The organism is Thermus sp., from assembly GCF_040290245.1.
In the GTDB taxonomy this organism is placed as follows: Bacteria; Deinococcota; Deinococci; order Deinococcales; family Thermaceae; genus Thermus_A.
In genome coordinates, this window is sequence record NZ_PSMQ01000001.1 from 70059 (window position 1) to 84824 (window position 14766).

At 64.5% G+C, this 14766-nt stretch carries 13 protein-coding genes; 4 read left to right on the top strand and 9 right to left on the bottom strand.

Annotated features, from left to right (window positions below; genetic code table 11):
- Positions 1 to 5 precede the first annotated feature (5 nt).
- On the bottom strand, positions 6 to 1328 hold the full coding sequence (locus tag C4301_RS00385; RefSeq protein WP_352413145.1) for a vWA domain-containing protein: 1323 nt from the start codon (positions 1326 to 1328) through the stop codon (positions 6 to 8).
- A gap of 17 nt (positions 1329 to 1345) precedes the next feature.
- Here C4301_RS00385 and tsaD point away from each other — a divergent pair, with 17 nt between their 5' ends.
- Together tsaD and secA are read left to right on the top strand one after the other, a co-directional pair.
- The gene (gene tsaD, locus C4301_RS00390; protein ID WP_352413146.1) at positions 1346 to 2350 is read left to right on the top strand and encodes a tRNA (adenosine(37)-N6)-threonylcarbamoyltransferase complex transferase subunit TsaD; all 1005 of its coding nucleotides are present in this window, start codon (positions 1346 to 1348) and stop codon (positions 2348 to 2350) included.
- A gap of 9 nt (positions 2351 to 2359) precedes the next feature.
- Positions 2360 to 5356, top strand: a complete 2997-nt coding sequence (gene secA / locus C4301_RS00395) for a preprotein translocase subunit SecA (RefSeq protein WP_352413147.1) — start codon at positions 2360 to 2362, stop codon at positions 5354 to 5356.
- 9 nt (positions 5357 to 5365) lie between these two features.
- Here the strand turns inward: secA and C4301_RS00400 are convergent, their stop codons facing one another.
- The 7 genes from C4301_RS00400 to C4301_RS00430 all read right to left on the bottom strand — a co-directional run bounded on the left by C4301_RS00400 (position 5366) and on the right by C4301_RS00430 (position 13134).
- Complete coding sequence (locus C4301_RS00400; protein ID WP_352413148.1) at positions 5366 to 6100, bottom strand: YebC/PmpR family DNA-binding transcriptional regulator; 735 nt, start codon at positions 6098 to 6100, stop codon at positions 5366 to 5368.
- The gene (locus C4301_RS00405) at positions 6069 to 7613 is read right to left on the bottom strand and encodes a cation:proton antiporter domain-containing protein (RefSeq protein WP_352413149.1); all 1545 of its coding nucleotides are present in this window, start codon (positions 7611 to 7613) and stop codon (positions 6069 to 6071) included. The genes C4301_RS00400 and C4301_RS00405 overlap by 32 nt, the downstream gene beginning before the upstream one ends.
- Before the next feature lie 203 nt (positions 7614 to 7816).
- Complete coding sequence (locus C4301_RS00410) at positions 7817 to 8467, bottom strand: DsbA family protein (protein WP_352413150.1); 651 nt, start codon at positions 8465 to 8467, stop codon at positions 7817 to 7819.
- 90 nt (positions 8468 to 8557) lie between these two features.
- Positions 8558 to 9502, bottom strand: a complete 945-nt coding sequence (speE, locus tag C4301_RS00415; RefSeq protein WP_352413151.1) for a polyamine aminopropyltransferase — start codon at positions 9500 to 9502, stop codon at positions 8558 to 8560.
- 2 nt (positions 9503 to 9504) lie between these two features.
- Positions 9505 to 9900 (bottom strand): S-adenosylmethionine decarboxylase, encoded by a 396-nt coding sequence (speD, locus tag C4301_RS00420; protein WP_352413158.1) that lies wholly within the window; start codon positions 9898 to 9900, stop codon positions 9505 to 9507.
- Between the two features lie 50 nt (positions 9901 to 9950).
- Complete coding sequence (locus tag C4301_RS00425) at positions 9951 to 12563, bottom strand: DNA translocase FtsK (protein ID WP_352413152.1); 2613 nt, start codon at positions 12561 to 12563, stop codon at positions 9951 to 9953.
- A gap of 85 nt (positions 12564 to 12648) precedes the next feature.
- The gene (locus C4301_RS00430) at positions 12649 to 13134 is read right to left on the bottom strand and encodes an OmpH/Skp family outer membrane protein (protein ID WP_352413153.1); all 486 of its coding nucleotides are present in this window, start codon (positions 13132 to 13134) and stop codon (positions 12649 to 12651) included.
- A gap of 97 nt (positions 13135 to 13231) precedes the next feature.
- On the opposite strand from C4301_RS00430, the gene C4301_RS00435 reads away from it, so the two are divergent.
- Positions 13232 to 13663, top strand: a complete 432-nt coding sequence (locus tag C4301_RS00435) for a hypothetical protein (RefSeq protein WP_352413154.1) — start codon at positions 13232 to 13234, stop codon at positions 13661 to 13663.
- A 95-nt stretch (positions 13664 to 13758) separates the two neighbouring features.
- Positions 13759 to 14391: a CBS and ACT domain-containing protein gene (locus tag C4301_RS00440; RefSeq protein ID WP_352413155.1), complete on the top strand. Its 633-nt coding sequence runs from the start codon at positions 13759 to 13761 to the stop codon at positions 14389 to 14391.
- 15 nt (positions 14392 to 14406) lie between these two features.
- On the opposite strand, the gene C4301_RS00445 is transcribed toward C4301_RS00440, so the two are convergent.
- The coding region (locus C4301_RS00445; protein WP_352413156.1) for a prephenate dehydratase at positions 14407 to 14766 on the bottom strand (360 nt) is incomplete at its 5' end.

A 14766-nucleotide genomic window follows, 5' to 3' on the forward strand; every position in this document is an offset into this window, starting at 1 on the left:
GCCCATTATCCTTCCTGGCCCCGGGCCCGGAGAAGGGCCTCGAGGAGAAGGGCCAGAAGGGCGATGGGGATGAACCACACCCCCCCGCCCCCGGTCCGGGGGAGGAAGCTTGCCGTGGGCGTGGGCAGAAGGGTCTCCTCGGGGAGGAGAAGGCCCGTTTTGACCTCCCGGTAGGGCCGGAGGAAGGCGTAGACCAAAGCGGGAAAATAGGGCTTGTCCTTGAGGAAGTCCAAGGGGGGGAGGTAAAGGCTTTCCCCGTAGGCGTAAAGGAGACCCCGCCCCTGCTCGTCCTCCGCCACCCTCTCCCAGCCCCTGGCGGCTGGAAGGACGGGAAGCCGCTCTCCTAAGAGGGGGATGCCCTCCAGGGCCGGGTGGGGCCTGAGGGTCAGAACCCGACCCTCCCCCAGGCCTTGGGGGGCAAAGAAAAGGGTGGGCCGCCCGGGGGGGCCCTCTGGACGGCCCACCTCCATCCGGACCTCGTCCCCGGGAAGGGTGTTTAGGAGAAGAAGGAGGCGTCTAAGCGCAGGGTGTTGGGAAGCGCGCACCCCCAGCCGGCGCCAGGAAAACCCCGCCCGGTCGTCCAGCCCAAGGGCGTCCTTCCCCAGGAGCCGGGCCTGGAAGATGGGGGAGGGCAAGGACAGGCCCTTGTAGCCCCGGGCAGGGACCTCCAGGGTGTAGGTCTTTCCCCCGGCCTCGAGCCGGGCGGTGAGGGGTCTTTGGGCGCTGTTCCCCAGGGCGAGAAACCCCGGGGCCAGCCGGACGAGGCCCAGGTTTTCCCGGGGGCTTCCCACCCCGATGTACCCGTCCAGGCCGGGAGGGGGGGGTGTGTCCGAGACCAAGACCAAGGCCGCGCCGGGTAGCCGTCTTCTGGCAAGGCTTAGGGCGGCCTGGAGGTTCAGGCCTTCGCTTCCCGCCTCGAGGCCCAAGAGGGCGGGGACGAGCCTGATCCCCACCCCCTGGCCCAGAACCCTAGGGGTCTGCCCTGCCCGGATAAGGACCGCCTCTGGGGCTCTTTCCAAAAGCCCTCGAGCCTTCTCCTTCGCCAGGTCAAGCCGGCTCCTCCCCCCCTCGTCCGCCGCCATGGAGGCGGAGGCGTCCACCACCAACGCGATGGGGGGCGGGGAAAGGGGTGGGTCCTCCAGGGCCAGTACCAAAGCTGCCCCCGCCAGTAGAAGAAGGAAGAGCCGCAGGTCCAGCCGGGGCCGCCTACGCCCCTTCCCGAGCCCCTTCTTCCAGAGCCAGACCCCCCCCCATGGCCTCTTGGGCAGGGCCCGGGCCCGGTAGAGGAGGTAGATGTAGAGGAGGACGAGGGGAAGGAGCCAGAGCATACCTGTAGACTAAAGGGGTGTGGGTCCTGGGCATAGACACCTCCTGCGACGACACCGGGGTGGGCCTGGTGAAGGATGGCCGGGTGGTGGTCAACCTCATCCGCTCCCAGGTGGACCTCCACCAGGCCTACGGGGGGGTGGTGCCGGAGCTGGCCAGCCGGGAGCACCTAAAGGCCATCCGCCCCCTGACGGAGAGGGCTTTGGCGGAGGCGGGGATCTCCCCAAGGGCGCTCGACCTCATCGCCGCCACCCGGGGTCCAGGCCTCATCGGGGCCCTCCTGGTGGGCTTTACCTTTGCCAAGGGGCTGGCCTTTGGCCTGGATCGACCCTTTCTGGGGGTTCACCACCTCGAGGCCCACATCGTGGCCGCCTGGCCCGAGGGGCCCTCTCCCCCCTTCCTCGCCCTGGTGGCCTCCGGGGGGCACACCCACCTTTACGAGGTCCTGGACCTGGGCCGGTACCGGCTTTTGGGGGCCACCTTGGACGACGCGGCGGGGGAGGCCTTCGACAAGGTGGCCAGGCTTTTGGGCCTGGGATTCCCCGGGGGGCCCGAGCTCGAGCGCCTGGCCGAGGAGGCCGCTCAAGAAGGCGTGGAGGAGGCACCCTTTGCCGTTCCCTTGAAGGAGCAGAAGGGGTTGGACTTCAGCTTCTCCGGTCTTAAGACCCGGGCGGTCCAGCTTCTGGAAAAGGGGTATTCCAGGCAGGCCATCGCTTTGGGGTTCCAGAGGGCGGCCGTCGGCCATCTTCTCGAGGTGCTCCTCAAGGCCAAGGAACGGACGGGCCACACGACCCTACTGGTGGCGGGGGGGGTGGCGGCGAACAAGACCCTCCAGGCGGAGCTCAAAAGGGCGGGGCTTTCCGTCTTTTTCCCCCCAAAGGGCCTTTCCCAGGACAACGGGGCCATGGTGGCCCTGGCCGCCCACCGACGGGCCTTGAAGGGGGAGGCTTCCCATCCCTTAAGCCTGGACGCCCGGGCCTACTGGCCCTTGGAAGAGGTTTCTCATCTTACGGGCGTAGAATAGGAAAGAGTTATGTTGGGACTACTCAAACGGCTTTTTGACAACAACGAGCGGGAGATCGCCCGCTACTACAAGCAGGTGGTCGTTCCCGCGAACGCCCTCGAGGCCGAGGTGGAGAGGATCCAAGACCTCGCCGCCGCCTACGCTGAGCTTAGGGAGAAGCACAAGCGGGGCGCCTCCTTGGAGGAGCTTCTGCCCATGGCCTTTGCCCTCACCCGGGAGTCGGCCAAGCGCTTCTTGGGCCTGCGCCACTACGATGTCCAGCTCATCGGCGGGGCGGTCCTCCACGAGGGGAAGATCGCGGAGATGAAGACCGGGGAGGGGAAGACCCTGGTGGCCACCTTGGCCGTGGCGCTAAACGCCCTCACCGGTAAGGGGGTCCACGTGGTCACGGTGAACGACTACCTGGCCCGGCGGGACGCGGAGTGGATGGGGCCCGTCTACCGGGGTCTGGGCCTTTCCGTGGGGGTGATCCAGCACAGCTCCACCCCGGCCGAGCGCCGCAAGGCCTACCTGGCCGACGTGACGTACGTGACCAACGCCGAGCTGGGCTTCGACTACCTGCGGGACAACATGGCCATCAGCCCCGACCAGCTCGTCCTCCGCCACGACACCCCTCTCCACTACGCCATCATCGACGAGGTGGACTCCATCCTCATCGACGAGGCCCGCACCCCCCTCATCATCTCGGGGCCTGCGGAGAAGGCCACCGACCTTTACTACAAGATGGCGGAGATCGCCAAAAAGCTGGAAAGGGGGCTGCCCGCGGAGCCCGGGGTACGCAAGGAGCCCACGGGGGACTACACGGTTGAGGAGAAGAACCGTTCCGTCCACCTCACCCTCCAGGGCATCGCCAAGGCGGAGAGGCTTCTCGGCATCCAGGGCCTTTTCAGCCCGGAGAACATGGAGCTCGCCCACATGCTCATCCAGGCCATCCGGGCCAAGGACCTCTACCACAAGGACCGCGACTATATCGTCCAAGATGGCCAGGTCATCATCGTGGACGAGTTCACGGGCCGTCTCATGCCGGGGCGCCGCTATGGCGAAGGCCTCCACCAGGCGATCGAGGCCAAGGAAGGGGTCCGGATCGAACGGGAGAACCAGACCCTGGCCACCATCACCTACCAGAACTTCTTCCGCCTCTACGAGAAGCGGGCCGGAATGACCGGCACCGCCAAGACGGAGGAGAAGGAGTTCCAAGAGATCTACGGGATGGACGTGGTGGTCGTGCCCACCAACCGCCCCATGATCCGCAAGGACTTCCCCGACGTGGTCTATCGCACGGAGCAGGGGAAGTTCTTCGCCGTGGTGGAGGAGATCGCACAGAAGTACGAAAGGGGCCAGCCGGTCCTTGTGGGGACGATCTCCATCGAGAAGTCGGAGCGGCTTTCCGCCCTGCTCTCCAAGCCCGCCCTCTACCTGCCCCGCCTCGAGATGCGGGCCAGGCTGTTTCAAAAGGCCGCGGCCAAGCAGAAGGGGGAGGAGTGGGAGCGGCTTTTCAAGCTTCTGGAGCGGCCGGGCCAGCTCAAGGACGAGGACCTCGCCCCCTTTGAGGGGCTCATTCCCGCCAAGGGGGGCCTCCGCACGGCCTGGGAAGGCCTGAAGCGGGCGGTCCACACCTTGGGCATCCTGCGGCAGGGGATTCCTCACCAGGTCCTGAACGCCAAGCATCATGCCAAGGAGGCGGAGATCGTGGCCCAGGCGGGCCGCTCCAAGACGATCACCATCGCCACCAACATGGCGGGCCGGGGGACGGACATCAAGCTGGGCGGCAACCCCGAGTACCTGGCGGCCTCCCTTTTGGAGAAGGAGGGGTTTGACCGGTACGAGTGGAAGGTGGAGCTCTTCATCAAAAAGCTCCTCCAAGGCCAAGAGGAGGAGGCCCGTAGGTTGGCGGGCGAGCTTGGCGTCCGGGAGGAGCTCATCCAGAGGATCATCCAGGTCCGCGAGGAGTGCAAGGCGGACGAGGAGCGGGTACGGGGACTGGGCGGGCTTTTCATCCTGGGCACCGAGCGGCACGAGTCGCGCCGCATCGACAACCAGCTCCGCGGCCGCTCGGGCCGGCAGGGAGACCCGGGGGGAAGCCGGTTCTACGTCTCCTTTGACGATGACCTGATGCGGCTTTTCGCCTCCGACCGGGTCATCGCCATGCTGGACCGGATGGGGTTTGACGACTCCGAGCCCATCGAGCACCCCATGGTCTCCCGGTCCATAGAGCGGGCGCAAAAGCGGGTGGAAGACCGGAACTTCGCCATCCGCAAGCAGCTTCTCCAGTTTGACGACGTCATGGCCCGCCAGCGGGAGGTCATCTACACGCAGCGCCGCCTCATCCTCCTGGGCAAGGACGAGGAGGTCAAGGAAGCGGCCTTGGGGATGGTGGAGGAGGCGGTGGCCTCCATCGTGGAGAACCACCTAAACCCCCAGGTCCACCCCGAGGACTGGGACCTCGAGGCCCTGCAGGCCCAGCTTCTGGACGTGGCCCCCCAGCTTTCCGACTTTCCCTTTGAGGAGCTGAGGAAGAAAAAACCCGAAGAGGGGGTGGAGGCCCTGGTGGAGGCGGCCTTCAAGGCCTATGAGGCCAGGGAGGCCGAGCTGGGGGCGCCCTTGATGCGGGCGGTGGAGCGGTTCGTGATCCTCCAGGTGGTGGACAACGCCTGGAAGGAGCATCTCCACAACCTGGATGTCCTAAGGCAGGGCATCTTCCTCCGGGGCTACGGCCAGAAGGACCCCTTCCAGGAGTACAAGTTTGAGGCCACCCGGCTTTTCAACGAGATGGTGGGCTTTATCCGGATGGAGGCGGCCAAGTTCCTCTTCCGCCTGAAGGTGGAGGTGGAACCTGTGCGCAGCCCATCCCCCATCCCCACCCAGGAGCAGACCCCCTATCCGCCCGTTCCTGAGGCCGAAACCCCCTTCGGCCTGGCCAAAAGGCCCGCCTCCCCTTCCCCCCAGGGGCTTTCCCGGGCGGAAAGGCGGCGGCTGATGCGGGAGGAAAAGAAGAAAAAGAAGTGACCCCGGCGCTCAGGCCTCCACCACCAAAGAGGCGGGGTCCAGGTTGGTGTAGACGTGTTGCACGTCGTCCAGATCCTCCAGGGCCTCCACCAGGCGCATGACCTTGGCCGCCTCCTCGGGGGGAAGGCTCACCACGTTCTGGGGGTGCTGGGCCACCTCCACATTTAAGGGCAGAATGCCCTTCTCCTTGAAGACCTCCCCGATGCGGTAGGCCTCGCTGGGCTCCGTGTAGACGGTGAGGGTCTCCCCCTCCTCCTCGAGGTCCAAGGCCCCGAGCTCGATGGCCAGCTCCTGGGCCTCCAGGGTGTTGGGCACCACCAAAATGCCCTTGCGCTCAAACTGCCAGGCCACGCTGCCCGAGGTCCCCAAAGAGCCTCCGTGTTTGGAGAAGACATGCCGCACCTCCCCCGCCGTCCGGTTGCGGTTGTCCGTAAGGGCGTAGACCAAGACCGCCACCCCACCCGGGGCATACCCCTCGTAGACCACCTCCTCATACTGCTCGGCGTTATCCCCGCCGCCTTGGAGCTTCTGGAGGAGGCGCTCGATGTTTTCCATGGGCACGTCGTCCGCACGGGCGGCCTCAATGGCATTCCTGAGCTGGATGTTGGCCTCGGGGTAGGGGCTTCCTCCGGCCCGGGCGGCGGCCTGGATGGCCCTTAGGTGTTTGCTGATGATCTTGCCCCGTTTGAGGTCGTTCGCGGCTTTTTTTCGCTTAATCTGGGCCCACTTGCTGTGACCGGCCATACCTTTTCATTATAGCCTCCCACGCCCTTTCCGCGAGCCGCTCTCCGGCCTCCGCAAAGGGGTGGAAGAGGAGGTCAGCCCCTGCCGCTTCCAAGATGGGGTCCTCCTCCAGGTGGAAGCTGGTGGCGGCAATCAGACCGGGATACCCGTTTTGCCGCAAGCCTTGGATGGCCCTGAGCTTGGCCTCGAGGTCGGGCAGGGCCAGGATGACCCCCTTCAGGTTGTTCGTTCGCAACCGTTCCCAAAGCTCCGGGTCCTCCGCGTCCCCGTAGAGGACCCGCCTTCCCTTGGCCCGGTGGCGTTCCAGCTTGGCGGGGTCTGCATCCAGGCCCACGGGCCTCGCCCCCATGTTCTCGAGGAACTTGTAGGCCGCCCCCCCGGTCCGGCCCATCCCCACGATCAGCCAGTCCGCAGACCCCAGGCTCTTGGGTTCCTCGTCGGGGTGGCGGTCCTTCCGTTCAAACCTGATTAGCCAGGGCTCGAGGCGGGCGTAAAGCCCGTGGGCCAAGCGGGCCAAGGGAGCGGAAAAGGCCATGGAAAGAGGTACGAGGAGGGCCAGGCTGGAAAGCAGGGCCTCGGGAATGAGCCCCCTGGAGGCAAGCCCTGCCGCTACGATCAGGGCGAACTCCGAGTGGTTGCTTAGATAAAGGCTTCCCACGAAGGCCGTCCGGGCCCGGAGGCCGAAGAGGAGGAAAAGGGCAAAAAGGACCGCCCCCTTGGGGATGAGGAGGAGAAGCCCCATCCCGACGAAGGGGAGGGAGATTCCCTCCAGGCCCTGTTTGAGGCCCACCTCGAGAAAAAACGCCGCCAAAAAGGCTTCCTTGATCCCCCAAAGCATCTTTCCCAGCTCGCTCCCCCGCTCCTCCTCTGCCAAAAGGACCCCCATGGCCAAGGCCCCGAGCTCCGGGGAAAGCCCCACCACCCGGAAGGCCTCCGCCCCTAGGAGGGCCATGGCCAGGCCGAAGAGGAGGAGGAGTTCCCCGTGGCCGCTTCTTTTGAGCAGGTACCGTGCCAGGGGCTTTAAAAGGGGAAGGAGGAAGAGAAGGAGCGCCCAAGGGCTTGGGGCCTTGTCCGTAAGGGAGAGGAGGCCCACCGCCACCAGATCCTGCAGGATGAGGATCCCCACCGCCAACCGGCCGTGAAAGGTGAGAAGCTCCTTCTTGTCCTCCAGGGTTTTAACCACTAAGACGGTGCTGGAAAACCCCAGGGCCAGGGCCAAAGGGAAAGAGACCTGGAGGAGGAAAAGGGCCAGGCCGGCCAACAGGAGAAGGTGGAGCACCCCCACGCCGTACACCAAGGGGTCTAGAAGGGAGCGGACCCGGAGCTTAAGCCCTACGGTGTAAAGAAGGAGGAGGACGCCTGTTTCTGCGATCTGGTGGAGGAGGGGGCTGGGTTTGTTTCCCAAAAGGGCCAGGCCAAACCCCGCCCCCAGGTAGCCCACCAGGGGGGGTAATCCTAGCCTCTGGGCCAGTAAGCCTAGAAAAAAAGCAGAAAGAACCCAGACCGCCTCCATTAGGAGGAGTTTAAAGGCGGTTTGGGTTCTGAGTCAAAGCGTGCCGAGGTGAGGGTATAGGGAATAGACCTCATAGGGGGTTACAGGAAAGGGGCGATCGAAAGAGAACGCCTCGCAGCAATCCTCCTTTCGACCCGCGGGGGGAAGGACCCTGGTCTGGACCTTGAAGATGCTTTAAGAAACCCTCTTCAGAAGGAAAGGGGTCATTTGGAAAGCTTCTCGGTGTTCGCTTCGCGAAGCAGCTTGTCCAGAAGTTCCTTCCAACGGGTGTAGTCCATGTAGCCCGTGTGCGGCTCCCCGTTGATGAAGAAGCTCGGGGTTCCGGTGAGGCCCAGCTTGTTCGCCAGTTCCTGGTCGGCCAGGACCTCCGCCCGGTGTTTCCCTGAAGCCAGACAGGCTTCAAACGCCCGGGTGTTCAAGCCCAGCTGGCCTGCCAAGGAGACCAGGTACCGGTCCAGGGCTTCTTTGGGAAGCCCTCCCCAGGAAGGGTCCCGGAAGAGGGCCTGGTGGTAGTCCAGATACCGGCCGCCCTCGGCCGCGCAGGCCGCGGCCTCGGAGGCCCGAACGACGTTCTCCTGGCCCGGGAAGGGGAAGTCGCGGAAGACGTAGCGCACCTTTCCCGTTTCTACGTATTCCGCAAAGAGGCGGGGAAGGACGTTTTCCGAATGGTCCCGGCAATGGGGGCAAAGGTAGTTGGAAAAATCGACCACCGTCACGGGGGCCTCCTGCTTGCCGAAGACCAGACGGGCTCCTTGGGCGGGGTCCAGGCTGGGGTTGCCCTTGGGCCTTAGGAAGAGGAAGGCGGCAGCCCCAAGCGCGGCGACCAAAAGGGTTAGAGCAAGGACGCGCTGCATGAGGTTATTCTACCGAAACGGGGGGCTGGAGGGTGATGATGCCCCGCACTTGAGTGCAGGGGGCAAGGGAATGGATGAGGGGGGAGGAGGTCACTTCGGATAAGGGGCCTGCCGGGCCTCCCCGTCCGGGGTGAGGTAGAAGGGGTTTTGGTCCGTGGAGACCAGGGTTTCCGAGCGGATGGCCTCTTCCAGGTCCTTGGGAAGGACGAAGAGGGCCTCGAGGTAGGGGGCGGTGAGGTGTTTAAGCGGGAGGTTACGCTCGAGGATCCGGGCTTCGATCGTTCCCTCCGAGAAGGCTGCAGGGTCAAAGGCCTCAGAGGCCAGGAGAAAACCGAAATTCAGGTAAAAGCCCGGGATGTGGTTCTTGTAGCTCCGCACGTACCGGAAGACCTCCCGTACCGTGCGGTGGACCACGGGGTGGACCCGGTGGTGGGTGAGCATGATCATCCCCGCCTGCATCCCCATGACCCCTCCGGGGTTCAGGTGCCGCCGGACCAGGTCGTAGAACTCCACCGTGTACAGAAGGCGGGCGGGGTTGTCTTCCCCCACGGGATCGGTGAGGTCGATCAAGATGACGTCGTACCGCTCCTCTGTGCGCTCGAGGTAGGCCCGGGCATCCTCGATGACGAGGACGCTCCTCGGGTCCTCAAACGCCCCTTGGTGCCATTCCGGCATATGCGCCTTGGCCACCTCCACAAGCTCCCCATCGATGTCCACCATCACGGCCTTTTCCACCGTGGGGTGCTTGAGCACCTCCCTCAAGGTGGCCCCTTCCCCGCCCCCGATGATGAGGACGGTTCTGGGCTCCGCATGGGCGAGCATGGCCGGGTGGACCAGGGTCTCGTGGTAGATGTACTCGTCCTTCTCTGTGCTCTGGACATCCTTGTCCAAAACCAGGACCTTCCCAAAACCCCTGGTTTCAAAAAGGAAATAGTCCTGATACCGGGTCCGGCCAGAGGCGATGACACGTTCCATCCGTCGGACCATGGTCTCGTAAGGGGTGATGTGCTCAAAAAAGTACATGCCGTAGTCCATCCTTACCCTCCTTGTCTACCGAATGGCCGCCTTTTGATGGCGCGCTCTGTTTTCCGCCAGTACCGGAAGGCCGATTCCTCCTTCGCTCCAAAAGCCCTGGAAAGGCCCTTGAGAACTTCCTCCGGGTCCACCCCTTCCCGGTAGAAGTAAAGGTCCAAGGTGGCAGAGGCATTGTCCTCCGGCCAGGTGTGGATCATCGCCGCGGCCACCGGGCTCATCACCGCGGCGGAGAGCCCCTGAGGGTGGAATTTATAGGAGATGGTCTGGACCGAGTCCCTTGGGGCCCCAAGCCGCATCACCGCATCCACCAGGGCCGCCTCCACCATCTTTGGGTTCTCCAAAACGTCCAGGTCGCAGCCGTAGATCTCGGCCACATACCGGCCTCCAGGAACGCCCATCTCCGTCACAATGCTCCATGCTACGCCAGGTGGCTTTGCGCTGCAACACCTCAGCCGAAGAAGTCCTTGAGCTCTTCCTTGGTGATGAGGACCTCCCGGGGTTTGGAGCCCTGGTGGGGGCCCACGATGCCCATGGCCTCGAGGGCGTCCATGAGCTTGCCGGCCCGGGCGTGGCCGATGGAAAGCCGCCTTTGAAGCCGGCTCACCGAGCCGTACCCCTCTTCCACCACGATCTCCGCCGCTTTCCTCAAAAGGGGGTCGGAGAAGTCCACCTCCCCGGGGCCGGTGCTTTCCACCCTCGGGGGTTCAAAGTCTTGGGCGTAGGCCTCGGCGAAGCGGTCCTCAAAGCTCTGCCCCCGCAAAAAGCCCGCCACCCGGTGAACCTCCTCCTCCGAGAGGTAAGGGGCCTGAAGGCGGACGGGTTTGGCCAGGCCCGGTTGGTGGAAGAGAAGATCCCCCTGGCCGATGAGCCGCTCCGCCCCTACGGTGTCCAAAATGGTCCGGGAGTCAAACTGGCTGGAGACAGCGAAGGCCATGCGGGCGGGGATGTTGACCTTGATCAGGCTGGTGAGGATGTCCACGCTGGGCCTTTGGGTGGCGAGGATGAGGTGCATCCCCGTGGCCCGGGCCATCTGGGCCAGGCGCAATATGGCCTGTTCCACCTCCTTGGGGGCGGTGATCATCAGGTCCGCAAGCTCGTCCACCACGATGACCAGATAGGGCAAGGCCTCCCCGCCTTCCGCCTGGACCTTTTGGTTGTACTGCTCGAGGTTCCGCGCCCCCACCTGGCTCATCATCCGGTAGCGCTTCTCCATATGCCCCACCGCCCCGAGAAGCACCCCGGCCGCCTCGCTGGGATCGGTCACCACGGGCCGGATGAGATGGGGAATCCCCTCGTAGGGGGTGAGCTCCACCATCTTCGGATCCACCATTAAAAAGCGAAGCCGTGTGGGGAGGTGTTTATAAAGAAGGCTCATGATAAGGGTGTTGATGGCCACGCTTTTGCCGCTTCCCGTGGAACCGGCGATGAGGAGGTGGGGCATCTTGGCCAGGTCGCGGACCCAGATCTCCCCTTCGATGCTCTTGCCCAAGACGAGGGGCAGAAGGGCCTGGGCGGTTTGATAGCTCTGGGAAAGAAGGGCCTCGGAGAAGCGGACGAGTTCCCGCTTGGGGTTGGGGACCTCGAGGCCAATCACGTTCTTCCCGGGGATGGGGGCCTCCACCCGGACGCTCCCCGCGGCCAAGGCCCGGGCCAGGTCGGTCTGGAGATTGGCGATGCGGCTGATCTTCTCCCCCGGGGCGGGGAGGATCTCGTACCGGGTCACGGAGGGGCCGCGGGCGAAGCCCACCACCTTGGCCTCCACTCCGAACTCCTTGAGGGTCTCGTCGATGACCTGCACCAGGCGGCGGGCCTCCTCTTCGCTTCCTCGGCCCTGCGGAGCGGGTGGGTCCAGGAGGTCTGGGGTGGGAAGGGCGAGGGCGGTGTCCCCTTCCCGGTTGGGCACTGGACTGCTTTCAGCGAAGCGGGTGGGGAGCGCCTGTGGTTTTGCCTCTGGGGGGGGTTCTTCGGGGAGGACTAGGTCTAGGTCGAAGGAGGGCTCCGGGGCTTCCGAGGGGATTAGGTGGACCGATTCTGGGGATTTGCCCGTGAGAAGGGCCTTAAGCGCTTCCGCCTGCTCCTTTTCTCCCCCTTCCAGGAAGGGGAGCCATTGGGCGAAAGCCTGGGCCCGCGCCTTTAGGTCCTCCACAAGCCCCGAAAGTTCCGCCCAAAGCGCCCGCCTCTTTTCCCGCTCCTTGAGCCCCTTTTGGAGGCCTAAAAGCGTGGGGGAAAAGCGGGGGGGATGGGAGAGCCGGCCGAGCCTGGCCCAGAGGGCCTGGGCCTCGAGGAGTAAGGCGGCCCGCCGCTCCTCCAGGGCGTCCCGGAAGGGCCCGCGGCCTAGGAGGGGTTTTTCCAGGCCCTGGGCCAGCGCTTTTAGCTCGGGTTCCAGGGGCCGGGCCTCGGCCCGGATGGCCTCCTCGAGGTCCGAGACCCGCTCCCGGATGAAGGCCTTGAGGGCCTCCTCCACCTGGGGAAGCTCCTCGGGGAAAAGGCGCTTCCCCAGGGTGGCCAGGGTGGGGTGGTCGGGGTAGAGGTGGGCCAGGCGGGCCAGCTGGGCCCTAAGGAGGAGGGTCTTAAGCCAAAGCCGGCTCCGCCGGACCCCTTCCACCCCCAGCTTCAGGGCCTCGAGGAGGCTTTTTAGGGGTGGGCGGCGGGCCCAGAGGTCCAAAAGGGCAATGGCCAAAAGGGCGGAAAGAAGATAGGCGATCACGCCCAGCCTCTCCCTTAAGAAGGCCTGCGCCGCCCGGCCCACCTCCCCCAGGGCCTCCCCCAGGAAGGGGAGGAGGCTTAAAAGGAGGAAAAGGCCAAAGGCCAGGGGGCGCAGGAGCTTTCCCGGGGGCTTGGCCAGGAGGAAGGCCCCTCCGGAGGCGAAAAGGAAGAGGCTTGGGGTGTAGCCCAAAACCCCTAAGGGGCGGTAGAGGAGGTCGTGCACCCAGGCCCCCACCGCCCCGGTAGGGCCCGGGAAGGCCCCGGTGAGGAGGAAGGCCCCGAGGCTCAGGAGGAAAAGGCCTAAGGCCTCGAGGTCGCGGTTTGGAGTTCCTTTCTTGGCCTTGCCCTTCGCCATCCTTAAGGATTATAGCTTTCCGGAGGGGGTGTTGAATGCGCAAAAAAAACGCCCCGCCCGAGGGCGGGGCAGGGGGAGGCGTCTTTCACTTTTTGATTTCCTTTAGGACCGCCTGGGTCAGGTCGGTGTCCTCATCCGCGTAGACCACCAGGCCAGACTGGGCCGCCACCTGTTTGCTCATCACCACGCTAAACCCCTGGGCCTTGGCCACTTTGGCGATGGCCTTGTCGATCTCCTCGGTGATGGGGTTCAAAAGCTGAGACTGCCGTTCCTGCCACTTTTTAAGCGTGGCCTGGTAGGTTTGGAGGAGGGTCTGGTAGTCCTGCTGCTCCTTTGCGCTGGCCGCGCCCGACTTGACCTTCTGGTCCAGGGGTTTCAGCCTCTCCTCCAGGGGCTGAAGTTCCTTCCGGGCTTGCGCCTGGAGGTCTTGGACCTTCTTAAACTCGGGGTGGGCCTGGATCAGGGCGTCCGCGTCCACAAAGCCCACCCGGCTGGGGGTGGTTTTGTTCTGGGCCACGAGGGGGGTGGCCAGAAGACCCAAGGCCGCGAGAACAAGGGCAAACCGCTTCATGCCCCAAGCCTACCCGCAGGGGGTGAAGGCCAAATGAGAGAAAGAGGGGCTTGGTTTTGAGGGGGAGGCCGGATAAGGTAAGGGGGGAGGTGAGGATATGCGCAAAGCCTGGATCCTGGCTCTCCTTCTTCTGGTGCCCGCCGTGGCCCAGCGGGCGGTTTCCTTTCGGTTGTCCTTGCCCAACCCCCCGGGGCTTGGCCTAGGCCTCGAGGCGGATTTGGAACGGGATCTGGCCTTTAGGGGTTATGGGGATCTTTTCCCGGGCGGGCCCAGCCTGTACCTGGGGGGCGACCTTCTGTTTAAGCCCGATCTGGGCCGTCTGGACCGGGACCTGAGGGGGATCAGGCCCTACTTTGGCGGAGGTCTGGGGGCGATGCTGGGCAATGCAACCGAGGTTGGGCTTCAGCTAAGCCTGGGCTTTGAGGTCCTTCTGGACCCTCGGACCGGGGTCTTTCTGGACGGGGAGTCCTTTTATGGATTTGGCGGTGCCCGGATGAGCCGGGTCGTTTTGGGAGCCAACTTAAGGTGAGTCTCAAGCCTGCCAAGCCCCCCCAGGGGGGGCTTGGCGGTTTGGGGACACCTGTCCCCCTGGCCTCCCGTATTCTTAGGGAGAGGAGGGTTGCGATGTTGGTCAAGGATTATATGACCAAAGACCCGGTCACCGTCGCCCCAGACACCCCTGTGTTGGAGGCCATCCGGCTTTTAAAGGAGAAGGGGTTTAGACGGCTTCCCGTTATGAAGAATGGGAGGCTGGTAGGCCTGGTGACCGAGAAGGATTTGAAGGACGCCATGCCCTCCAAGGCCACCACCCTGTCCGTTTGGGAGATGAACTACCTCCTCTCCAAGCTTACGGTAAAGGAGGTGATGGTGCAAAACGTCCTCACCATTCAGGAAGAAGCCCCCCTGGAGGAGGCGGCCCTTCTTATGGAGGAGAGGAAGATTGGGGCCCTGCCGGTGATGCAAAAGGAGAGGCTGGTGGGGATCATCACGGTAACGGACGTGATGAAAGCCTTCACTGAAGTCATGGGCTTAAAGGAAGGGGGGATGCGGGTGACGGTGGATATTCCGGACGTCCCGGGGGCCCTGGCCCAGATGGCTCAGGCAGTCGTTCCTTCCAACATCGTTTCCGTGGTCACGGCTGGAAAGCAGGAGGGCTACCGCCGGATCGTCCTCCGGGTGGTGGGGGAAGGGGTGGAAGGGGTAGCCGACCGGCTAAGGGCCGCCGGGGAAAGGGTGGTGGATGTCCGAAAGGGCTAAGGCCCCGGTCAGGGTCTAGAGGCCGTTTTGTGCCGCGGGATAGGAGCCTAAAACCTTGACGAAGGCCGCGCGGGAGAGAAGCTTCAAAAGGGCCTGGGCGGGTCCGGGGTCCTCTAGGTGGCCCTCGAGGTCTAGATAGAAGAGGTAGCTGAAGGCCCGGTCCCGCCTGGGCCGGGACTCGAGCTTGGTTAGGTTGACCCCCGCCTCGGCGAAGAGGCTCAAGGCCTCTAAGAGGCCTCCGGGCCGGTGGCGCACCGCGAAGACGATGCTCGTCTTGTATGGCCCCGGCCCCCTGTGCGCCTCCTCTCGAGAGAGGACGAAGAAGCGGGTGTAGTTGAAGGGGTTGTCCTCGATGTTTTCTGCCAGGACCTCCAG